We start from the raw sequence: 20,904 nt of genomic DNA, 5'->3' as shown, positions 1-20,904 counted from the left end.
AGTAATTTCGCCCCCGAAGCCAATCATGACAGAAGGAAAAACGCGGCGTAATTTCCTAATTACTAGCATTGCTGTAACTGGAGGTATTGTGGCAACTAATGCTTTTGAGCAAAATACTACCAACACTGTAACACCGCCAGCAACTATCCCGGAACGAGTACTAGGACGCACGAAAGTAAATTTGCCTATCTTCGGGTTTGGATCAGGACAAATACCACTATCCGGCGGCGAAGGAAAAGAGGGTGATGCGACAGCGATTGTTCAAAGAGCGCTAGAACTTGGCATTCGCTACTTTGATACAGCAGCTAGTTATGGGCCGAGTGAAGATTATTTAGGCAAAGTACTACCACCCCATCGCTCAAAGCTGTTTCTAGCAAGCAAGACCGATCAAAGAGATCGGGATGGTGCATGGCGAGAATTGGAGCGATCGCTTAAACGTCTCAATACAGATTATCTCGATTTGTGGCAGTTGCATCACGTTTCTTTTTCGGAAGAACTCGACACCATCTTTAGTCCATCTGGTGCAATTAAAGCTTTAGAAGAAGCCATAGAACAAAAATTGGTGCGTTTTGCTGGGATCACTGGACATCACGACCCTCAAGTAATTGCTGAAGGGTTACGTCGCTATCCTTTTCACACTACACTGATTCCTGTAAATGCTGCCGACAAACACCACCCACGTCCATTTATTCCAGTGGTTCTACCAGTTGCTCAAGAAAAAAATGTCGGTGTGATTGCAATGAAAGTCCTGGCTTATGGTCGGCTGTTTAAATCAGGTGCATTGACAGGTATGGAGGAAGCTTTAGGTTACACACTGTCTCAGTCTGGGGTTCATTGTTGCGCGATCGCAGCACAGACAGTTCCACAATTAGAAAATAATGTCAAGATAGCGCGGGCTTTTGTACCCCTGAAGGAACCAGAATTGACAGCGATCGCAGGGCGGGCTGCTAATGTCTGGGAAGATAGTACATTCTTCCGTGCTTGGACTTAGCCTAACCTTGCACATATTACAAAGTGTATTCTTACCAGTCCCGCTGATAATATTGTCCCGCTTGCGACATATTAAATTGTAATAGCTTCTCCTCTGGCAACTTGTATCCCAAACTCGGCTTCAAAGGCGAAATATTCAAACTGCGAATAATTTCTGACGCCACAGCCTTTGCTAATAACGGTGGTACAGAGTTACCAACTTGTCGAAATCCGTGCCATTTGGTTACATGAAATCTAAACCAATCGGGGTAAGAATGCAATCTCGCCGCTTCCCTGACGGTGATACAGCGCGGCGTAGATGGATGAATCGGTCTTGGAGATGTGAAGGAACCTCTATACTTATCCGTTCCGGCTCTTAAAGTATTACAGACACCACCAGGATGTAGCTTATGAAAACGACTAATTTTTTCTCTTTCGCCTTGTTGAGTCTCCTGAAAACGTTGAACAGTTTCCGCAGAATGTTTGGTTCTTAAACTTGAAGAAAGTATTCGCAAATCATATTCTCGTTTGTAAGAATAATCATTATCTAAGTATTTGATACCGCGAAGTATAAGAGCATAGTTACTAGGCTTTCCATAGTCTGCAACGACCCAATCTCTTATTAGTAACTCTGGATATTTTTCTATTTCAGGTAAATCTCCAATTGCATCCCATACTGTAGGACTCAATGGAATATCAGATATTTTTTTTAAATTTAAATTATTTGTTAAAGCTTGTTTAGTAATAGGCTGAGGATATTTCGATAACTCTACATCCTCCCTTGCACCTATGAGAAATAATCTCTCACGGGACTGTGGTACTCCGTAATTTGCAGCGTTGAGAATTTTATAATTTTCTTCTACTTGATAACCGTGAATTCTAAAATCGCTAATTAATGTTTGGAGTATTTGTTTATGTTCGCCAACCGTTATCCCCCGAACATTTTCCATCACAAAGAATTTCGGTTTTAGTTCAATAACCAGTCGATGAAAGTGAAACACCAAAGAGTTTCGGGGATCGTCAACAGCCCGTTTACCAATTAGGGAAAATCCTTGACATGGTGAGCCACAAATTACCACATCAATTTCGCGATCGCCAATTTCAGACCGATTCCTAATTTCTTCCCCGGTTGTATCCACAACACTTTTGCATAACACTGAGCAATAAGGGAAGTTAAACTCATGTGTTGCACAATGGATCGGGTCGATTTCCACAGACGCCAGCACATCAAAACCAGCTTGCTCAAAGCCAAGAGTCATACCGCCCGCACCAGCGAATAAGTCAACTGCGATCGCTCTTTGTTTTTTCATCTCATAAGCCATGACACCTCAATATATTTGGTCGCATTTGCAAAATTTCTTGAGCAGCGCGATCGCAAACCCCAACTTCTCCTAAACTTTGCCGCATTTCTTCATAATCTAGCAAAGTTTGCTCTCTGCGACTGGGATTGAGTAGCAGTTCCATCGCTGCTTGGGTAATATTTTCTGCTGTGGCCTGCTCTTGTAAAAATTCTGGCACAATCGACCTCATCACAACTAAATTAGGTGGCGATGCGAAGGTTATTGAACCTTTGAGAATTTTCCGAGCGATCCACGCAGTCAGACGGCTGAGGCGATAAACTACAACTTGTGGCACATTTAACAGAGCGAGTTCTAGATTGACAGTACCAGATTTGCTAATAGCTAAATCAGTAGCAGCAAAAACTTCCTTTTGTTGACTTGATAGAACTGTCGCCCGTAAACCGTAACGCTTAATAGCCTCTTCAATTGGCTGTCTATAAACTTCCAGCGACAGTGGAATCCAAAAACGAACTTCAGGTAATTTCGCTTGAATAGTTTGGGCAGCTTGAAAAATTACTGGTAAAAGATATTTTAGTTCTTGGCGGCGAGAGGCAGGGAGAAGTGCGATCGCAATTTCTTCTGGTGCAATCCCTAATGTTGCACGAGCTGCTTCCCTACTAGGAGCATCTTGCATTCGGTCAACTAAAGGATGTCCCACCCAACTAACTTTTGCGCCTTTCTCCCGAAAGTAACGGGCTTCTTGCGGAAAGATTGCCAACAGCTTATCTGTAAAACCAATAATTCGGTTAGTTCTACGCAAACTTATTGACCAAGCCCACTCTTGCGGAGCAATATAATAGACCACAGGCACATCTGGCAGATGTTGTTTCATATAAGTCCCAATTTCCAGATTGGGAGTCATATAATCGATCAGCACTACCAAGTCAGGTGGATTTTGCTTTAAGGAAGCGATCGCCTGACGTTGCACCTGAAGAGTCGGTAAAATATAAGGCAGCCCTTCTAGAATACCCATTGAGCCAATACTACTGGTATTTCCCAACAGAGTTGCCCCAGCCTCTACCATTTTTTCGCCACCCAGCGCCACAATCTCTAATTCCAACCCAATCGCCGCAGCTTGACGCTTCAGCGCTGAAATTAGTAGCGATCCTTGTAAATCGCCAGATACTTCGCCAGTGCTGATAAATATCCGCATTTGATAATTAAAGTTAGGAGTTAGCTGTTATAGACGCGATTAATAGCGTCTGTACAGGAGTTAGCAGTTAAAAGTTAGGAATGAGGAGTAAAGAGTTAAAAATTTAATTTATCAACTCATAACTCATAATTCCTAACTCCTAACTCCTAACTCACGATTCATCACTTGCGCCTTTTTTCCCTTTACTGGGAATCAAGCCACGTCTTCCAGGCATCTGAGAAAGTAGAAGGAAGCGCCGCAGATGCTGCAATTCTTCGCTATCCCCTAACAATTCCAACTGTTCCAAAGCATCCTTAAAAGACAAATCAGAACGGTAGAGAATGCGGAAGGCTTTTTTCAGCAAAAGCAAATCTGCTGAGTCCATACCAGACCGTTTGAGTCCGACAAGATTGAGAGTTCGCACGCGTGCTGGATTTCCCTCCACCAGCATATATGGGGCCACATCCCGATCGATACGTGCCATACCTCCCACCATTGCTTGTCTACCAATATGCACAAATTGGTGGACACCTAAAACCCCACTTAGCCTAGCGCGTGACTCTATATGGACATGACCAGCCAACGCCACAGAGTTAGCAATCACTACTTGGTCTTCAATGACGCAGTTGTGAGCCACATGGACATAAGCCATCAACAGATTACCGTCACCAATTACCGTCGCTTCACCAGCACCGGTAGCGCGGTTAATGGTAACGTACTCACGAATCAAGTTGTTATCACCAATTTTGACCCAGGTTGGTTCTCCTACAAACTTCAGATCCTGGGGTTCCATGCCGATGGCTGCACCTGTAAAAATCTGATTTTGCGCCCCAATTTCACAAGGCCCCTCTAGCACTGCATGAGCGCCGATTATTGTTTCAGGGCCCACTTTGACATGCGCTCCAATCACAGCATAGGCACCGACTTGCACTGTATGGTGGAGTTCCGATTTCGGATGAATTACAGCAGTTGGATGAATTAGCGTTTTCAAGGGTGAATCTCCAGAACTGTCTTAATAATCCAGCGCCAGGCGGGGTTTCTGAGGCAGCGCGTTACTCTGGTTAAAAGAGTTATATCGACTACCGCCCCATTGAGGCGACTGGCGTTGTTGAGCGTGAAATATTTCAGTGAACGAAAGTGTCGGTCAAAGCAAGTTAAGTGTGTTTGTGAGTGCGTCTCGTAGAGAAGGCGGCGAAAATCAAGAAATTATTCAGATGCTGTTGTGGATTTTTTTACTGTTATCCTGAAACAGGATTCAGTAGGGGCATTTCACGGCTATACCCATACCACGAAAGCAAACTTTTAGCTAACTAAAGAAAACATTAATTCTCCTTCACAAGCAAGTTGACCATCAACTTCGGCACGACCTTGCATCTTACCGAAACGACGTTGTTTTACCCATAACAGTTCCACCGTCATGACTAGTTGATCCCCCGGCACGACCTGGCGACGAAAGCGAACTTTATCGATACCAGCGAAGACGAACAGCCCACCTTCTACCGAAGACATTTGAGTTAGGACAATGCCTCCAACTTGTGCCATTGCTTCAACAATTAGCACCCCTGGCATCAGTGGACGTTCAGGGAAATGTCCTTGAAAATGGGGTTCATTAATAGTGACATTTTTAACCCCAATAGCTTTTTTACCTGGCACGTAGTCAATGATTTTGTCTACAAGTAAAAATGGGTAGCGATGGGGTAGCAATTTCTGAATTTCTTCAGATGTGAAAGTTGTTTTAATCTCAGAGCTGATTGTAATCTCATTTATACCCTGTGGTTCGGTAGATGTAGGTGTAGTCGTATCGATGGTATTCACTTCAGTGAGGATTGACATTGGCCGTGTAGTTGATTTTTTATCTAAAAGTTGAGTAGGCAGGCGTATATCCAAAGCCTTAATAATCCTGGATTTTAAGCTTTAGTTCTAATCCAAAATTTAAAATCCCAAATCTAAAATTCTTTGAGCCAGTTGAATGTGTAAATTATGACTGGCTTTATACGCTAAAAAATGAGCACGAGGAAAAGTTCCTAGTAAACTCAAATCTCCTACTAAATCCAAGATTTTATGACGGACTGGCTCATTTGCAAATCTCAACGGTGGATTTAGCCAGCCTTCTGGGCCACAAACGAGTGCATTATCCAAACTGCCACCTTTAATTAACCCTGTTTTTTGTAAGTGTTCAATTTGATGTAGTAACCCAAAAGTACGCGCAGGAGCAATTTCCGCAGCAAAGCTAGCAGAAGCGTTTTCTAGTTCAGCGGTTAGCGACCAACTATGCCATTGATTACCAATAGCGGGCAGGTCAAAATCAATACCGTAACTAAAGCGGGTTTCTGGTGCTGGAAGGGCAGATACAAAGGCATCCCCTTGATAGACCCATATTGGTTCTGTAATAGCTAAGGGAACTTGGTTGTTAGCGGGTTGTGAGACTAAGCCAACTTGGTCAATATTGGCTGTCCACACACTTGCTGAACCATCTAAAAGTGGGACTTCTGGGCCATCAATTTCAATCCGGGCATTATCCACACCCATACTCGAAAGTGCTGCCAATAAATGCTCTACCGTGCGAACATATACCTCACCCTTACCCAACTGAGTTGAGAGAACAGTGTGACTAACTGCTGCAACTTGGGCTGGAATTATTGGCAAATCCGGTAAATCCACCCGCACAAAGTAGCGTCCACTTCCCGCCTCGGCTGGTAATATCCGCACCTGGGTATTCACACCGCTATGCAGTCCCACCCCTATTTGGGTGATTTGGGCTGCTAGAGTGTGCTGTCGCATAGCCGAAAAGTCAATATATTTCCTTTAGTATTGTTCATCATCTGTTTTGGTAAAATCCCTGATAATCCCTGAAAAATGTCATTAATCCCTTTATCGGAACAGTATTGAGGTAAATGTAACAATTAGCAAGCTAATTTAGAAAGAGAATTGTCATTAGTCCTTTGTGATTCATTAATGACCAATACTTCGACTACGCTCAGTACAAGTGACCAATGACAAATGACTAATTAAAATCTTTCGCCAATACCGAAATTAATCCGGCTATCACCATCATCGTTGATACCGTAGTCAATCCGAATCGGCCCCAGTGGAGATTGGACGCGAACGCCAAGGCCATAACCATAGCCACTGCCATTTTTGTTCAACACTTCAGCAGCCCTAGTACTAGTTCCCAAGTCACTGCCGAGATCAAAAAATAGTGCGCCGCTAACTACTGAAAAAACTGGAAACCGATACTCAACTGATGCTTGCACATAAGAGCGTCCACTACCTAATGCTCCTTCTTCATAACCACGGACGGAGTTGCTACCCCCAAGGGTAAAAGCTTCGTAGGGAGGTAAGTCTCCAATGATGGTTCCTGCTTGCAGGTTAAATGCTAAGGTTTGTGCCCCTTTGCTGAGGCTAATCAGCTTAATGGGTAAATATTGGCTGTAGCTACCCCGGAATCTGGTGAGGAAGATGTTGCCTAGCCCCACAGGGACTGACTGATCGACTCCAAAGCGGAGATAAGAACCACTAGTGGGTTGCAGGGGGTTATTACGGAGATCGCGCTGTGCCCCTACTTGAAACAGTAGTAAATCGTCTTGGCCGCCGCTAGAGAGAGTCAATGGAATTTCATCACTGAGGCGGTTTCCAGTATTATCATCAAATACCGCTCCTGTTTTTCTCAGATTGCCATCAGCATCACGGGCGGAAACTCGTTGATACTGTAAACCTGCTGAGGCAGTCCAGACAGAAGTTTTATAAGGATTGGCAGACAAGGGACGAGTAAAGGTGACACCACCACCTAGACGGAGAATCCGGGGGCGATCCTGAGAATCTACATCGGTGGGATTACCCGGATCAAACGTCCTAATATCTTGATCTTGACCATCGAAAATCAACGAAATAGAACTGCGACGGAAAATATTGGTTGTGTAGGAAGTCCGGTAAGGATCTCCTGCGATCCAGGGGTCGGTAAACCGCACGTCAAACAGCAGTTCCCGTTCTCCTACCTGTATTTCTGTCCCCAGTTTTTGGTTCCTACCGTTCAGGTTTTGCTGTTGATAGCTAACTGTTCCAAAAAGTCCGCTAGCAGAACTAATCCCTGCCCCAGCCGCAATAGAACCGCTGCTGCGTTCAGCTACATTCACTACTACATCTACCTTGCTAGGGTCAGTACCAGGGTCAAGGGACACATTCACATCTTCAAACAGTCCCAGTCCATACACGCGCTGTAGGTCTTTTTGCACTGTGTTGCGATTAAATACTTGTCCTGGCTTCAACTCCACTTCTCGGGTAATGATGTACTCCTGTGTCCGTCCGCGAATTGGTTGTCCTTTCTCGTCTGTTTCTTGACCATCTTTGTTGCGGAACCGGACTCTAATGTTTTCTACTACCCCTTCTGCTACTTGTAAAGTAACAACTCCGCTTTCAGAGACTTGTGGCGCTCCAATCACGTTAGCTAGGACGTAACCTTTGTCTTGATACCGCTTGTTTAACTGCTTGATGCCTTCTTGCAAGTCACGCAAATTGAGAATTTTGCCATACTGCTCCCGAAAGACTTCATCCACAGTGTTAGCTGGGAGTACAGAAGGGACACCAGTGCCAGGATTGGCTTGCACTTCTACTTTACTGAGGACGGGATTAGGCTGGACAACAAAGCTAACTCGCACTCCCAAGGGGGTATCTTCTGGCGCTGCTTGGACGTTGGAGAAGAAGCCAGTACCAAAGATGGCGTTAATATCTTCTTGCAGTTGGCTGCGGGTGGTTGTTTGTCCTGGTTGGGTACGAATTACTCTGTAAACTTGGCTTTCCAGTTCTGGCGATAGTTGTCCAGTCTGGGATCTAACTACTACTTCCGATACCAATACGCGGGGATCGTTGGCTTCTGGGGCTGTGTTGGGTTGAGTATTGCCCGGAGTTGTCGGTGGGTTAACATTCTGCGGACTGGGAGTAGCGCCTGGGAATGGAGTATTGCCCGGAGTTGTCGGTGGATTTACATTCTGCGGACTAGGAGTAGCGCCTGGGAATGGCGCAGGTGTTCTTGGTTGACTAGCTGGGGGGGGAATATCTGGAGCGGTTGATGGTTCTGGAGTTGTGGGTAATAAAGGTTCCGTTGTCGGTGGATTGACATTTTCTGGGACTGGAGTGGTCTCAGGAGTTGGGGAAGGCGTTGGTTGTTGAATTTCTGGCGGTGGAATGTCTGGAGCCGGAGACGGCTGTTGAGTAGGGCTGGGATTGATTTCAGGGCTTTGTGCAGTTGTCGGCGTTGTGGAGGTTGGCACAATTACCTTTGGGGTTGCGATCGCTGCTGGATTGGCAGGGTAAATTGCGACGACGCGGGATTGGGGACGCTCCACCTCTATAACTCTTGTGGATTTAGGTTGAGATTCTAAACTTTTACTAGAGTTAACCTGACCAGTGTCCTTTTCTGGCTGCTGATTTGTTTCTAGTGTCAAAACTTCTGTTGTCTGTTTTGAACTGTTGGCGGTTTCTGCATTTGCACTCAATGAGCCACCCAATGGGGCTGCAATTGCTACTGCTGCCAGCAATACGGGAGATAAACGCATTTTACTTATATTCCTTTTCACGACCACACACACACCATCACAAGGCAATAATGCCCTTATGCCAAAGGTAAAATTTCAAAACATAATTTTTTTCTTTTGCTTTTTTACTTTACAAGGCAAAAGGCAAAAGGCAAAAGTTAAATATAATTCCTTCTGACCTTTTGGTTTTTACCTGGTTAACTTATAGTTTCTACTGCTTTTAGCACTCTTTGTAAAACCTCCTGGTAGGCATCTTCTACATTTCCTAAGTCTCGGCGAAAGCGATCTTTGTCCATTACCCGGCGGTTTGAGTCATTTTCTGCGGTATCCCATAAACGACAGGTGTCGGGGCTAATTTCATCTGCCAAGAGCAACTGCTGTTGTGAATCCAAACCAAACTCTAGTTTGAAGTCTACTAGGGTAATGCCACACCGCTGCCAAAAGTTATTGAGAAATTCATTGATTTGCAATGCTAGATGTGTAATTGCGTCTACTTGTTCCGCAGTCGCTAGTTCTAGCAGGTACAGGCGATCGCGTGTCAACAAAGGATCTCCTAACTGATCGTTTTTATAATAAAACTCAACCAAAGGCTGTTTCAGAATTGTACCCACTGGTAAACCTGTTTGCTGACACAAACTGCCAGCAGCAATATTTCTGATCACCACTTCTAAGGGTAAAATCTTTACTGCCCTCACCCGCATTTGATTCGGGGCAGGGCTGTCGATAAAGTGAGTCTTTATACCATAAGCTTCCAACTGTTTAAAAAGCTGGCTGGAAATGCTACAATTAATTTTTCCTTTCCCTTCGATGTTGCCACGCTTTTGGGCGTTAAACGCCGTGGCATCATCTTTAAAATCAGCCAACAAGACTTCTGGATCGTCCGTTGTATAAAGAATTTTTGCTTTGCCTTCGTATAATTTGGAATTAACAGACATGGTGGCAGGTAGTGTTTTAGGCGATGGACAAAAGTCGTCCTTTGAGGCTTAACCATTTTATCTTTAGTTATTAACTATTAGCCATTGGTGATTATTTAAGAGGAAGCAGAGGCAAGTTAAAATAAGTAATAACTAATACCCAGACCAATTTTCTCTTCTGGATCGCTGCTTAATAGCCAGTTGCCAAAGATTTAGAACTAAATCTCTAACTTTTAATAGAGGACAATTAGTTTTTGTATATAGTATGTTTACCTAAGTAGTTTTACTATTAAAAATGTAATTTTTTTTAAGAAAATAAAGTTACTAGTACATACTGATATGTAATAATAATTTATACCTCAATGTTTTGAGCAAAGCTAATTACAGTTTGAACTTCATAAATTAAGATGAGAGAAATTGACAAGCGGGAGGAAAATCAAAAATTTTCTCTAGGAAGTTAATGCAAACTTTTTTTGTAATATTTACAACACAAAGTATTTTAAGCTTTATCCTCTAGTATCAAAACCTAAATCAACCAATTTCTACATCACCAATTGAAAAAGGAGTTGGATGATTTAATTTCCCCCAGTTTGACAAAAGAAGATGAGGTTAGCTAGTGATTCAGCTTCAGAAACCCAAACACAAGGTGAATTGAATAAATGGAGAAAAAAATAGTGAACAAAGATGATTTTCTGTTCCCTCGTGGTCGCTACTACGGTCAGGTAAAGCCAGAAAACTTGGTTTTTAATGCAAATCTACAGGAATTTGCTCAACGCGTAAGTTACATTTGCAACTTAGAAACAGGTGGAAAAGTGCCTCCAGATGCAGCTTACGAACAAATAAAGGAACTGTGGAAACAGTTGAAACGCTCAAAAAAAGAGCTAGGAATTGGCGAAGCTCCGTTTCAAGATGACCAGGGAGAGGCTAAAGATTGAATGGGGAATGAGATACGAGGCATTGAGAAATGACCAATGACAAATGACAGACTACTTAGTAAGCATTGTCCAAATACCATCCCAGGACTCTGGAGGCGGCGTTTGTTGGTAATTACGCGCACGCTCTAGGTGGATATCAACAGCTTGGTCTTGGGGTTGGATGGATTTAGCGGCTTCAAAACAAGCGATCGCTTGTGAGAAGTTGCGCGATAAATAAGCATCGCGTCCAGTATGATAATGAAATAAAAACTCTTGAGTATTGGCATCTAGGGGAGTGTTGCGATCGCCAATTAACTCGTAGATATTAACTGCCTGGTGTTTCCCTTTGACTCGGATTTTATCTAATTGACGCACCCAAATGCGATCGCTGCACAATTGGTAAGTAAATTCACTCAAAATAATATCACAACCGTAATCTTTAGTTACCGCTTCCAAACGCGAACTTAAATTTACACCATCTCCAATAACGGTGTAATCCATCCGTTTGCGGGAACCAATATTACCCGAAACCACATCCCCAGAACTAATCCCAATGCCAATACGAATTTGCGGTTGCGCCTGGATAATTCGCCGTTGGTTAAATTCCTCTAAGCGGCGTCTCATATCTAACGCTGACTGTACAGCCCTCCAAGCATGATTTTCTGTCAATGGTAGCGGCGCACCAAATACTGCCATTAAGGCATCACCAATAAATTTATCGAGAGTGCCTTCGTGGTTAAAAACCGCCTCCACCATCGTTTCAAAATATTGATTGAGCAGCAATACCACTTCAGCTGCACCGAGATTTTCCGTAAGTGTTGTGTAGCCCCGGATATCAGAAAACAAGATAGTTACTTCCTTCCGTTCGCCTACCATTAAAGCATCTTCCCCCAGAGCCATCACTTGTTCAGCTACATGAGGCGTCAGATAGCGGGACATGGTAGTTTTCATCCGTTTTTCCTGACTGATATCTTCCAACACCACCAAACCACCTCGTACACCACCTTCTGGGTTAGTCAGAGGATTAACAGTAAGATTGATACTGCGCTCTAATGTTTGTACCTCATCAGAGGTGAGAAACTCCGATTGGGGAGCCAGAGGTTGATTCCAGGGAATAAAAATATCGGGGTTGGTGCGATCGCGAACTGCTAAAATTGAGTGCTGAGTTTCAGGCAGTACTCGGCACGGGCTAAACGCCCCGCTATCGCTAACAGCACTCACTACTTGATAAAGTCCCACTATCAAACTTTGTTCTGGTACATAATGTTTAGCTCCAGTTTTTAAACTATCTTCCAGCCGCATTTGCAGATTTTCAATCGGCACAACTTCCCACACAAGGCGACCAATCAAGTTTTGTTCCCACAAAAGCTTGTTGTTCTTGCTATCAGCATCTTTTATCGGACAACCCAGTAACTCCAGTGCTGCATCATTAATTGTGACAATCTGTCCTGCCATATCTGTAGAAATCACGGCATCTGACAGACTTTGCAAAATATCTTTTTGATACTGTTTTTCTAACAGCACATTTTCAAACAGACGAGCATTTTCTAAGGCAATTCCTGCCTGATTATTAAAAGCCCGCATAAACTCTTCATCAGAAGCAGTAAAACTGCCTTGTTGTTTATTAATTAATTGCGTAACGCCAATCAATTCATTTGCCGAATTGAATACTGGCAAACAGAGGATATTACGAGTTACATACCCAGTTTTTCTATCTGTAGCCGGGTCAAAACGGGGGTCTTTGTAGGCATCGGAAATATTTAATGCTTCACCAGTAGAAGCCACATAGCCAGCAATGCCACGGTTAGCGGGAATGCGAATTTCTATCAAGTTTGTGCCATCTGCTGCCGCTGCAACTTTCGTCCAGAGTTCACTCATCTCTTTCCGATATAAAAACAATGTGCTGCGGTCTGCTTGCATTAAAATTCGAGCTTGCTCCATGACTATCTGCAAAGTTGCTTCTAAATCCAGACTTTGCCCCAGCGTCTGAGTTGCCCGTAACAAAGCCGTTGCACCTCGTTGATTGCGAGCCGCTACATAAAAAGATTGGCAGCTTTCCAGGATAATACCAATCGAAGCGGCAAAGTCTCGAAAACGTTCTTCATCATCATGATTAAACGGAACATTCCCGGTTTTATTAGCCAGTTGGACTACCGCTACAGTCTGATTTTTGCTACTGATAACGGGCATACATAAAATATTATGAATTTTGTAGCCCATTTGTTTTTCAAGTTCTGGGCTAAATAAGGGGTGAGTATAAGTTTCAGATATATTTAGATATTGCCCTGTACTGGCAACATGACCGGGAATACCCACTGTAATGGGGGTACGAATTTCTAAGAATTTTTGGGTATTATCTTGAGGAACTTTTGACCACAGTTGACCTTTGTCATAGTCAACTAAAAAAATAGCTGTATGTTCTGCTTGCAGAATTTGACCAATTTTGAGTGTGATAGCTTCTAGCACTTTCTCCAACATAGTTTCTAGAGCTTCATTATTGATCAGTTCAATAGCTCTAAGAAATTGCTGGAATTCAGCAGTTATGAAATCGAGTAAGCAAACAAATTCATTAACAGATAAGTCTTTGACGCGACGCAGTAAGGCATGAGTACGATTAACTTGGTTTAGTTCAGTTAATGTAGCCAAGACGCTGCCAGGATTGGGGAGTGTCACGTCGCTTCGCTCCGAATTAAAAATTCAAAATTCAAAATTAATAATCCCCAAAAATAAATGGGCTTGTATCATGAGTCTGTTTCGGTCATGGGAATTTTAGATTTTGGGTATAGGGCATGGGGCATAGGGCATGGGGCAGAAGAGGCAGAGGGGAAAAGCTTACTGCTACTTCTCCCCTGCTCCCCTGCTCCCTCTGCCTCCTATTTTGCCAAATGTTCAGAAAATATCACCTTTTGATAGTAATCTTGGAGCTGCTTAGTAGCAGCTGCCCAACCCCAACTTTCTGCTTCCTGACGAGCGTTTTTACGGATGATATCTCGTTGTTGTTTTTGTTCTAAGAGGCGAACAGTAGCAGTTAATGCTCCTTGAATATCTGCTGTTGGCTCAAAAAGATATCCATTTATCCCATCTGTGACAATATCGGGAATTCCCCCAGAACGGGCTGCTACCACTGGACAACCAGCTGCCATCGCTTCTAGTAATACTAAACCTAGTGTTTCTGTACGAGAAGGAAAGATAAAGGCATCCGCACTTGCAAAGGCAGAACCTAACTCTTGCCCCATGAGATACCCAACAAAATAAGTATTTGTGCCAGCAAAGTGTTTTTGCAATGCTTGACGGTGGGGGCCATCTCCAACCAATGCTAACCGCGCTTCAGGAATGGCTTCTAAAATTGGTTTGATGCGCTCAATTTCTTTTTCAGCAGAAAGACGCCCTACGTAAAGTAGTAATGGGCTTTCTGGATGATTTTTTGATAGGCGCGATCGCATCTCTACACTAGCTAAATCGGGGTGAAATAATTCCGTATCCACTCCACGTTGCCATAAATCTACACGTTCAATACCATGCGCTGTTAATTCCTCAATCATTGCTGTGGAAGTACACAGATTCAAAGCTGCTTGATTATGAGCGCCTTTGAGCAGTTCCCAAAGAAAACCTTCCAGCATCCCCAAGCCGTAATGCTGGAGATATTGGGGTAAATGCGTGTGATAAGACGCTACTAAGGGTATTTTGAGGATTTTGCTATAAAATATGCCAGATAAACCTAAAACTGCTGGATTTACGACATGAATAATATCTGGCTTAAACTCTTCTAAAGCGTAACCAATGGCTGGGCGGGGAAGTGCCATTTTCAATTCTGGATACAATGGCAGAGGAAAGCCAGTAACGCCGTAAACTTTAGCGCCTTTGTGTTCTGTGATGCCTCCATCAGGGGCAATCACTAGCACTTGATTACCACTGCGCTGTAGATGGTCAACAGTATGGCGCAGGCGCGTTACAATGCCGTCAACCTTGGGTAAAAAGGTTTCGGTAAATAGGGCAATTCTCATAAAAAACTATTCAGTCCAGGCAGATAATCTCAGCTTAAGAGTGCATTTTGCTATTAAACACAGAGTAAACTGTCTCGCGTGTTGTAATCAATTCTGCACAGTCAAAATAACTGTAGTAAACGGCAAATATTAGTAGTAGCTGGACGATACGCCTGATAAATAATAACTGATTGGTCGTCATATTGTGCTAGAATACGACGACCAATTTTAGACCCACGATTTACTGGGGCTTATCTTAATTTCTGTGCCAAGAGACTTTAGGCAGAATTTGTTTGCGATCGACTCGCGTCTGATACTTGATAGCAAAGTTTAACAGAGAATCGAGGAGAGAATCAGAGAGCAAGTGAGGCTGTAAACCTAAATCGAGCAATTTGGTGTTTTTAGCGTTGAAGTAATGTTCTTCTTTTTCAACTCTGGGATTATCTAAATGATTGATTTCTACCTTCAATCCCATAGCGTTACCAGCTTTTTTTACCATCAATGCCAAATCACCAACGCTGAATTGTTCGGTAAATTGGTTAAATACGCGGAATTCACCAGCTTCGGCAGGGTTAGCGATCGCTAATTCCACACATCTGACTGTATCCCGAATATCCAAAAATCCGCGAGTTTGTCCACCTTTACCGTAGACAGTTAACGGATGTCCAATCGCTGCTTGAATACAAAAGCGGTTCAGTGCAGTACCAAACACACCATCGTAATCCAGCCGATTAATCAATAGTTCGTCCATCCCCGTTTCTTCGGTTAAGACGCCGTAAACTACACCTTGATTTAAATCCGTTGCCCGCAATCCCCAAATCCGGCAAGCAAAGTGGATGTTATGACTATCATGGACTTTGCTTAAATGGTACATCGAACCGGGTTGCTTGGGATAAGGTAGGGTATCCTTGCGTCCATTGTGTTCAATGGTGATATACCCTTCTTCGATGTCGATGTTGGGTGTACCGTATTCGCCCATCGTCCCCAGCTTCACCAAATGACAGTCGGGGAAATCTTCCCGCATGGCGTACAGCAAGTTCAACGTCCCAACTACATTATTGACCTGGGTAACAACTGCATGTTCTCGGTCAATCATGGAAAATGGGGCCGAACGCTGTTCGCCAAAATGCACCAGAGCATTTGGCTGAAATTGCTGTAATGTTTTATGGAGAAACTCGTAATTCGTAATATCGCCGATGAACAAGTCGATCGATTTACCCGTCAAATCTTGCCAGCGCTGGAGACGTTGTTGAATTAGTGCGATCGGAGTGAGAGTTTCGACACCAAGTTCATTATCCCAATGCCGCCGCACCAAACTATCTAAAATTCCAACTTCATAACCTCGATTGGAAAGGTAAAGAGCAGTTGCCCAACCGCAATATCCATCACCACCAATAACCAGGACTTTCATCTTCACCAGTTTTTACTCGCTGATAGCTAAATCTATCAGGTTTCTGTACCCTCTCAATCATCATTCTGGGAAAGATGTAGATTTTGGGCATTGGGCATTGGGCATGGGGCATTGGGCATGGGGCATTGGGAATTGGTCAATAATCAATAGTTATTCTTCCCCTGCCTCCCCTGCTCCCTCATCTCCTCCATGCCCCAATGCCTATCTTTCAAGACTTTGAAATCCGATACTGCTGGGCAATGTAATAAAACAAACGATAGTAATCTTGAAAATCTTGGCTCTTGCTTCGTCCTTGCCAATAGTATTTTACTTGACTCTGAGTTAATGTCAGTGTCATTGAACCTCCTCGTCGATCGACTTCTACAACCAGCACTCCAGATACTCCTTGTGCGGTTTGAAAGTTGGGTTTGAGCTTTTTCTCTGACTCTTGGTTTGTAAGAATCGAATTCGGTAGCTGCTGACTTGCCCACCCTCGAATTTCCACTGAGTTATTTTGTGGTGAAATAAACGCAATGCCATCACCATTTTCTGAGGCTGCTAAAGAAGTCCAGTTACTCGGATATGGAAATTCAAAGCCATAACGGGAGTTGCGATAAGTTTTCCAAGCGATCGCTCCGGCGTTAAAATCATTTACAGTACAACCCCACAAAATTATCAACAGGGCAATAGCTCCGCTAACGCTGGCGGTAAACCGATAAATTCTTCGCCCCAAACTACAGATTTTATTAGCAGTAGCCATTTAAATTACACATTTTGCCAAACTCACTGATTTTATAAGAATGGTAGGCTGAAAACCTCTGAGAAGCAGGTGTCACAGTACTTTGTTCTCCCTTGGCATTAGTCTCTCCTTTTGGGAGCTATTCATTACCTAAATCTTTTTTAACACTTGCTCCACACCTTGCACTGAAAGAGCGCTCATTAAAAATTCAATAATATTCAGGATATTTACCATTCTCTTTTGAGTTCTCAGTAGAGAAGCTTATAAAAAGTGCTTGATCGCACAATTTATGCACAGTGCATTTCAGACAACCGAGGTAACTTTGGAGCTTTTCCACTTCCAAACCAATACATCTTTGCAATTTACACCAAATCGTTCTGTAATTTGCATCGGTAAGCCAAACGACCAAAAACCACCAGATATTGATGTTTCTGGCTTACCAGATTCGGATGTAGCATCTCGCATCCACGCACAAATTTGGGTGAATGGGGATGAATACCATATCACTGATTTGGGCAGTTCTAATGGCACATACATTAACGGTGTGAAACTTCAACCTCAAGTTTTTTGTCCACTGCATCCAGGAGATAGAATTTCCCTTGGGCAAGGAGACAAAATAACCTTCATGTTTAGGGTGCAGCAGCACTCTGCATCTGCCACAAAAAATTCTCTGCCAAACTGCGCGCCTACAAAAATTACAGCGCCTACCATCGGTAAAGAAGAGGAACAAGTAATCCTTGCCAGCAAGCTCATTGGCTTAGGACTAATCCTCGCAGGCGTTACATTTTTAAGTACAAGTATTTATGTGAGCGTCTACTTACGCAGCACACCTGGAATTTTGCTGTGTATGGGAGGTGTAGTAGCTCTAAATTGGGGTGGGCGCGATAATCAGAAACTAGGATGGGTATTGATTGGAATAGGAATTGCTCTATTCATCGCCAGTGGTGTTGTAATCGGCTCTGTGTCCCTTTTTTCTGTGCTGGTGTCATTCGCTGGCATCTCTTGTGGATATCAGTTGTTTACAACCGGAAAGGTGTTCAACTTTAATCCGTTGACGCTCCAAATAGTTAAAAAATAAGCCAACTTAGGCAATCATTAATTAGTGATCGCTAATTACCATTGAGCTTTCAAATTTTGAGTGGGCAAGTCCTGATTAATTCTGAAAGGTTTGTAGTCAGCGATTTATCACTCAATAAACAGCATTTCAGCCTCAAATGTAAACAAATGTAACAAAAGTGGCGTTAAAACGTTTTGCTGTCTTGACAACCAATAAAAGAACCGATAACTTGATATACATACCCGGGTAAGACCGTTAAAGAGTTATATGCAAACGCAAACTAAGCAAAAGGTCACTTTGTATTTATCGCCAGAGTTGCACAGAAAACTGAAGATTCGTTCAGCAGTTGATTCCGAGCCAATGTCAGAACTTGCCGAACGTGCCCTTGGTTTTTACCTATCTAATCAAGAGTTAGTTGACGAGTTAGAAGATTCTACTTATGGGCGGACTCATAGAGTTTATTCATGCCCAACTTGTGATAGCTCACTAGTCTTACGTGATGGGGAACTGGTTACTTTAGGCAATCAACCAGGAGTGGTTGGTCAAGATCATCTTTCTCTTAATGAGATGGATGAAGATGAAACCAATCCCAAGGGTGAGGAAGAGTTAGTTCCTTGCTAAATAGATATTCATGATTCGGTTGTCTTTACCAGAAGCAATGTCTCTACTGTCTCTATAAGGTCTCAAGTAGGTCGAAGTATGAACGAAGAGCTCAAAATCCTAATTCAAGCTCAATACCCTTTAATCTACCTTGTGACCTCCGAGGAAGAGCGGGCCGAGCAAGCAATTTCCACAATCGCCCAGTTATTAAAGCCCCAGCGTCGAGTATTTGTTTGGACAGTAACACACGGGATTGTTGAGTATGGTCAACCCCGGAATGTCACCCAACATAATACCGTATCTCCAGAGGCGGCGATTGAGTGGATCATCCGGCAGAAAGAACCAAGTATATTTATTCTTAAAGATTTACACCCCTTTATAGATGCGCCTGCAACTAACCGATCGTTGCGTGATGCGATCGCTAGTTTCAAAGGTATGCAAAAGAACATCGTTTTGATGTCTCCGATGCAACAAGTACCTATAGAACTGGAAAAAGAAGTTGTGGTTCTCGACTTTACATTGCCAGATATGGCTGAGTTGAATAAAGTCTTAACTCACCATATAGAGCAAAATCGTGGTCGGCGCCTGACAACAGAAGCCAGAGAAAAACTTCTCAGAGCTGCTTTGGGTTTAACTAAAGATGAAGCGGAGAAAGTCTACCGTAAGGCACAGGTAACTAAAGAGCGTTTGACGGAAGATGAAGTAGACATCGTTTTATCTGAGAAAAAGCAACTAATTCGGCGCAATGGCATCTTAGAATACATTGAAGAAGATGAAACTATTGATGCTGTAGGTGGCTTAGAAGAGTTAAAAAGATGGCTCAAGCAACGCTCTAACGCTTTCACAGAAAGAGCGAGAGAGTATGGTTTGCCTCAACCAAAGGGGATGTTAATCTTAGGAGTTCCCGGTTGCGGTAAGTCATTAATTGCCAAAACTACTTCCCGACTGTGGGGTTTACCACTGTTGCGGTTAGATATGGGGCGAGTCTACGACGGCTCAATGGTGGGACGAAGTGAGGCAAATCTGCGAAACGCCCTGAAAACAGCAGAATCTATTTCCCCAGCGATTTTGTTTATCGATGAATTAGATAAATCCTTTGCTGGTAGTGGAGGTTCATCTGATTCTGATGGAGGGACTTCAAGTAGAATCTTCGGCTCTTTCCTCACATGGATGCAAGATAAGAAATCACCAGTGTTCGTGATGGCAACCGCCAACCGAGTAGAACGTTTACCTGGCGAGTTCTTGAGGAAAGGACGCTTTGATGAAATTTTCTTTGTCGATCTGCCAACACCGGAAGAACGGCAAGATATTTTCAATATTCATCTGACCAAACGCCGTGAAGACATCTCTCGATTCGATCTTGAGCAATTAGCCAAGATGTCTGATGGCTTTTCTGGGGCAGAAGTTGAACAAGCGATCGTTGCGGCGATGTATGAAGCTTTTGCCCAAGATCGGGAGTTCACCCAACTAGATATTATTGCTGCACTGAAGGCAACATTGCCGCTGTCTCGAACGATGCAAGAACAAGTAACGGCTCTGAGAGATTGGGCCAGACAGCGCGCACGCCCCGCAGCATCCTCCGTAGCTGAATATCAGCGAATGGAGTTTTAAAAGCTTTCCTCTGCCATCCCAGGGGGAAAGGCTAGCTGAAAATGCTAGCAGTTATAAGAAAAGCCGCATCCTGTTAAGCGCGGCTTCGCCCAAAACAAACCGTTGTCGTTTTTCTCAATCTTCTCATTGGAGGAAACCCAAATGTCTCACTTTAGCACCCTGCGTACCAAAATCACCGATGCCGAAATCCTCAAGGCTTCCTTGCGCGACCTCGGTATCAGCGTAAAGACTGAAGCTGATGTCCGTGGTTATAACGGTCAGCGTGTCCGTTCTGACATCGTTGCCGTGTTGGAAGGCGAATATGACCTCGGCTGGTCTCGCAATGGCGATGGTTCTTTTGACCTAATCGCTGACTTGTGGGGCGTTGCTAAGAAGCACAACCAAACCGAGTTGATCAACTCAATCAACCAAAAGTATGCCGTTAACAAAACTTTGGCTGAAGTGAAACAGCGCGGTCTGCAAAACGCCAATGTGAAGTTGGTATTGCAATAACAATTTCTCTGCGCGTTCCCAAAGCTGCACGGGTTAACCATATAAATAGCGGTTAGCCCGCTTTTTTATCGGGACTGAGATGTATTTCTCAGTCCCGATTTTTAATGAGTCTAGTCAATACTAATTTAAAATAAGTAATACCAATTCTGTATGAAGATGCGCCAAACTACGTCAAACTTATAGATGGGTGCATTTAGTAATTTTGTTATGAGTCGTCCATTCCAAATCGAGA

Annotated in this window: 17 protein-coding genes; 6 read left to right on the top strand and 11 right to left on the bottom strand. The window is 43.5% G+C overall.

From position 1 onward, the window contains the following. Positions 1 to 25: 25 nt before the first annotated feature. Entirely contained in the window at positions 26 to 991 is a 966-nt protein-coding gene (locus V7K45_RS00795) for an aldo/keto reductase (RefSeq protein WP_334999451.1), read from the top strand. Between the two features lie 31 nt (positions 992 to 1,022). On the opposite strand, the gene V7K45_RS00790 is transcribed toward V7K45_RS00795, so the two are convergent. The 7 genes from V7K45_RS00790 to purC all read right to left on the bottom strand — a co-directional run bounded on the left by V7K45_RS00790 (position 1,023) and on the right by purC (position 9,907). Then, positions 1,023 to 2,279, bottom strand: a complete 1,257-nt coding sequence (locus tag V7K45_RS00790) for a DNA cytosine methyltransferase (RefSeq protein ID WP_334999449.1) — start codon at positions 2,277 to 2,279, stop codon at positions 1,023 to 1,025. 1 nt (position 2,280) lies between these two features. Continuing rightward, entirely contained in the window at positions 2,281 to 3,462 is a 1,182-nt protein-coding gene (gene lpxB, locus V7K45_RS00785) for a lipid-A-disaccharide synthase (protein ID WP_334999447.1), read from the bottom strand. Between the two features lie 151 nt (positions 3,463 to 3,613). Continuing rightward, positions 3,614 to 4,432 (bottom strand): acyl-ACP--UDP-N-acetylglucosamine O-acyltransferase, encoded by an 819-nt coding sequence (gene lpxA / locus V7K45_RS00780; RefSeq protein ID WP_322671486.1) that lies wholly within the window; start codon positions 4,430 to 4,432, stop codon positions 3,614 to 3,616. A gap of 311 nt (positions 4,433 to 4,743) precedes the next feature. Continuing rightward, positions 4,744 to 5,274, bottom strand: a complete 531-nt coding sequence (gene fabZ, locus V7K45_RS00775) for a 3-hydroxyacyl-ACP dehydratase FabZ (protein ID WP_334999444.1) — start codon at positions 5,272 to 5,274, stop codon at positions 4,744 to 4,746. A gap of 99 nt (positions 5,275 to 5,373) precedes the next feature. Continuing rightward, entirely contained in the window at positions 5,374 to 6,222 is an 849-nt protein-coding gene (gene lpxC, locus V7K45_RS00770; protein ID WP_334999442.1) for a UDP-3-O-acyl-N-acetylglucosamine deacetylase, read from the bottom strand. 227 nt (positions 6,223 to 6,449) lie between these two features. Beyond that, positions 6,450 to 8,993: a BamA/TamA family outer membrane protein gene (locus V7K45_RS00765; protein ID WP_334999440.1), complete on the bottom strand. Its 2,544-nt coding sequence runs from the start codon at positions 8,991 to 8,993 to the stop codon at positions 6,450 to 6,452. Between the two features lie 176 nt (positions 8,994 to 9,169). Further along, complete coding sequence (gene purC / locus V7K45_RS00760; RefSeq protein ID WP_334999438.1) at positions 9,170 to 9,907, bottom strand: phosphoribosylaminoimidazolesuccinocarboxamide synthase; 738 nt, start codon at positions 9,905 to 9,907, stop codon at positions 9,170 to 9,172. A 638-nt stretch (positions 9,908 to 10,545) separates the two neighbouring features. Here purC and V7K45_RS00755 point away from each other — a divergent pair. Then, complete coding sequence (locus V7K45_RS00755) at positions 10,546 to 10,821, top strand: DUF7219 family protein (protein ID WP_334999436.1); 276 nt, start codon at positions 10,546 to 10,548, stop codon at positions 10,819 to 10,821. Positions 10,822 to 10,872: 51 nt separating this feature from the next. Here V7K45_RS00755 and V7K45_RS00750 read toward each other — a convergent pair whose 3' ends face one another. The 4 genes from V7K45_RS00750 to V7K45_RS00735 form a co-directional block, all read right to left on the bottom strand. Continuing rightward, positions 10,873 to 13,473 (bottom strand): GAF domain-containing protein, encoded by a 2,601-nt coding sequence (locus V7K45_RS00750; RefSeq protein WP_334999434.1) that lies wholly within the window; start codon positions 13,471 to 13,473, stop codon positions 10,873 to 10,875. 200 nt (positions 13,474 to 13,673) lie between these two features. Beyond that, complete coding sequence (locus V7K45_RS00745) at positions 13,674 to 14,804, bottom strand: glycosyltransferase family 4 protein (RefSeq protein WP_334999432.1); 1,131 nt, start codon at positions 14,802 to 14,804, stop codon at positions 13,674 to 13,676. Between the two features lie 235 nt (positions 14,805 to 15,039). After that, the gene (locus V7K45_RS00740) at positions 15,040 to 16,194 is read right to left on the bottom strand and encodes an NAD-dependent epimerase/dehydratase family protein (protein ID WP_334999430.1); all 1,155 of its coding nucleotides are present in this window, start codon (positions 16,192 to 16,194) and stop codon (positions 15,040 to 15,042) included. A gap of 208 nt (positions 16,195 to 16,402) precedes the next feature. Continuing rightward, on the bottom strand, positions 16,403 to 16,933 hold the full coding sequence (locus tag V7K45_RS00735) for a hypothetical protein (protein WP_334999428.1): 531 nt from the start codon (positions 16,931 to 16,933) through the stop codon (positions 16,403 to 16,405). 268 nt (positions 16,934 to 17,201) lie between these two features. Here V7K45_RS00735 and V7K45_RS00730 point away from each other — a divergent pair, with 268 nt between their 5' ends. The 4 genes from V7K45_RS00730 (at position 17,202) to V7K45_RS00715 (ending at position 20,672) form a co-directional block, all read left to right on the top strand. After that, entirely contained in the window at positions 17,202 to 17,990 is a 789-nt protein-coding gene (locus tag V7K45_RS00730) for an FHA domain-containing protein (protein WP_334999426.1), read from the top strand. A gap of 246 nt (positions 17,991 to 18,236) precedes the next feature. Further along, entirely contained in the window at positions 18,237 to 18,590 is a 354-nt protein-coding gene (locus tag V7K45_RS00725; RefSeq protein WP_334999424.1) for a hypothetical protein, read from the top strand. A 78-nt stretch (positions 18,591 to 18,668) separates the two neighbouring features. Next, positions 18,669 to 20,180: a stress-responsive protein Ycf46 gene (gene ycf46, locus V7K45_RS00720; RefSeq protein ID WP_194043329.1), complete on the top strand. Its 1,512-nt coding sequence runs from the start codon at positions 18,669 to 18,671 to the stop codon at positions 20,178 to 20,180. A 141-nt stretch (positions 20,181 to 20,321) separates the two neighbouring features. Further along, positions 20,322 to 20,672, top strand: a complete 351-nt coding sequence (locus tag V7K45_RS00715; protein ID WP_094350625.1) for a DUF1257 domain-containing protein — start codon at positions 20,322 to 20,324, stop codon at positions 20,670 to 20,672. Positions 20,673 to 20,904 lie beyond the last annotated feature (232 nt).

The sequence above is a fragment of the Nostoc sp. genome, assembly GCF_036917375.1.
GTDB lineage: Bacteria > Cyanobacteriota > Cyanobacteriia > Cyanobacteriales > Nostocaceae > Nostoc.
Note: the sequence above shows the minus strand (reverse complement) of the source record. Positions and strands in the feature narration are given on the sequence as shown.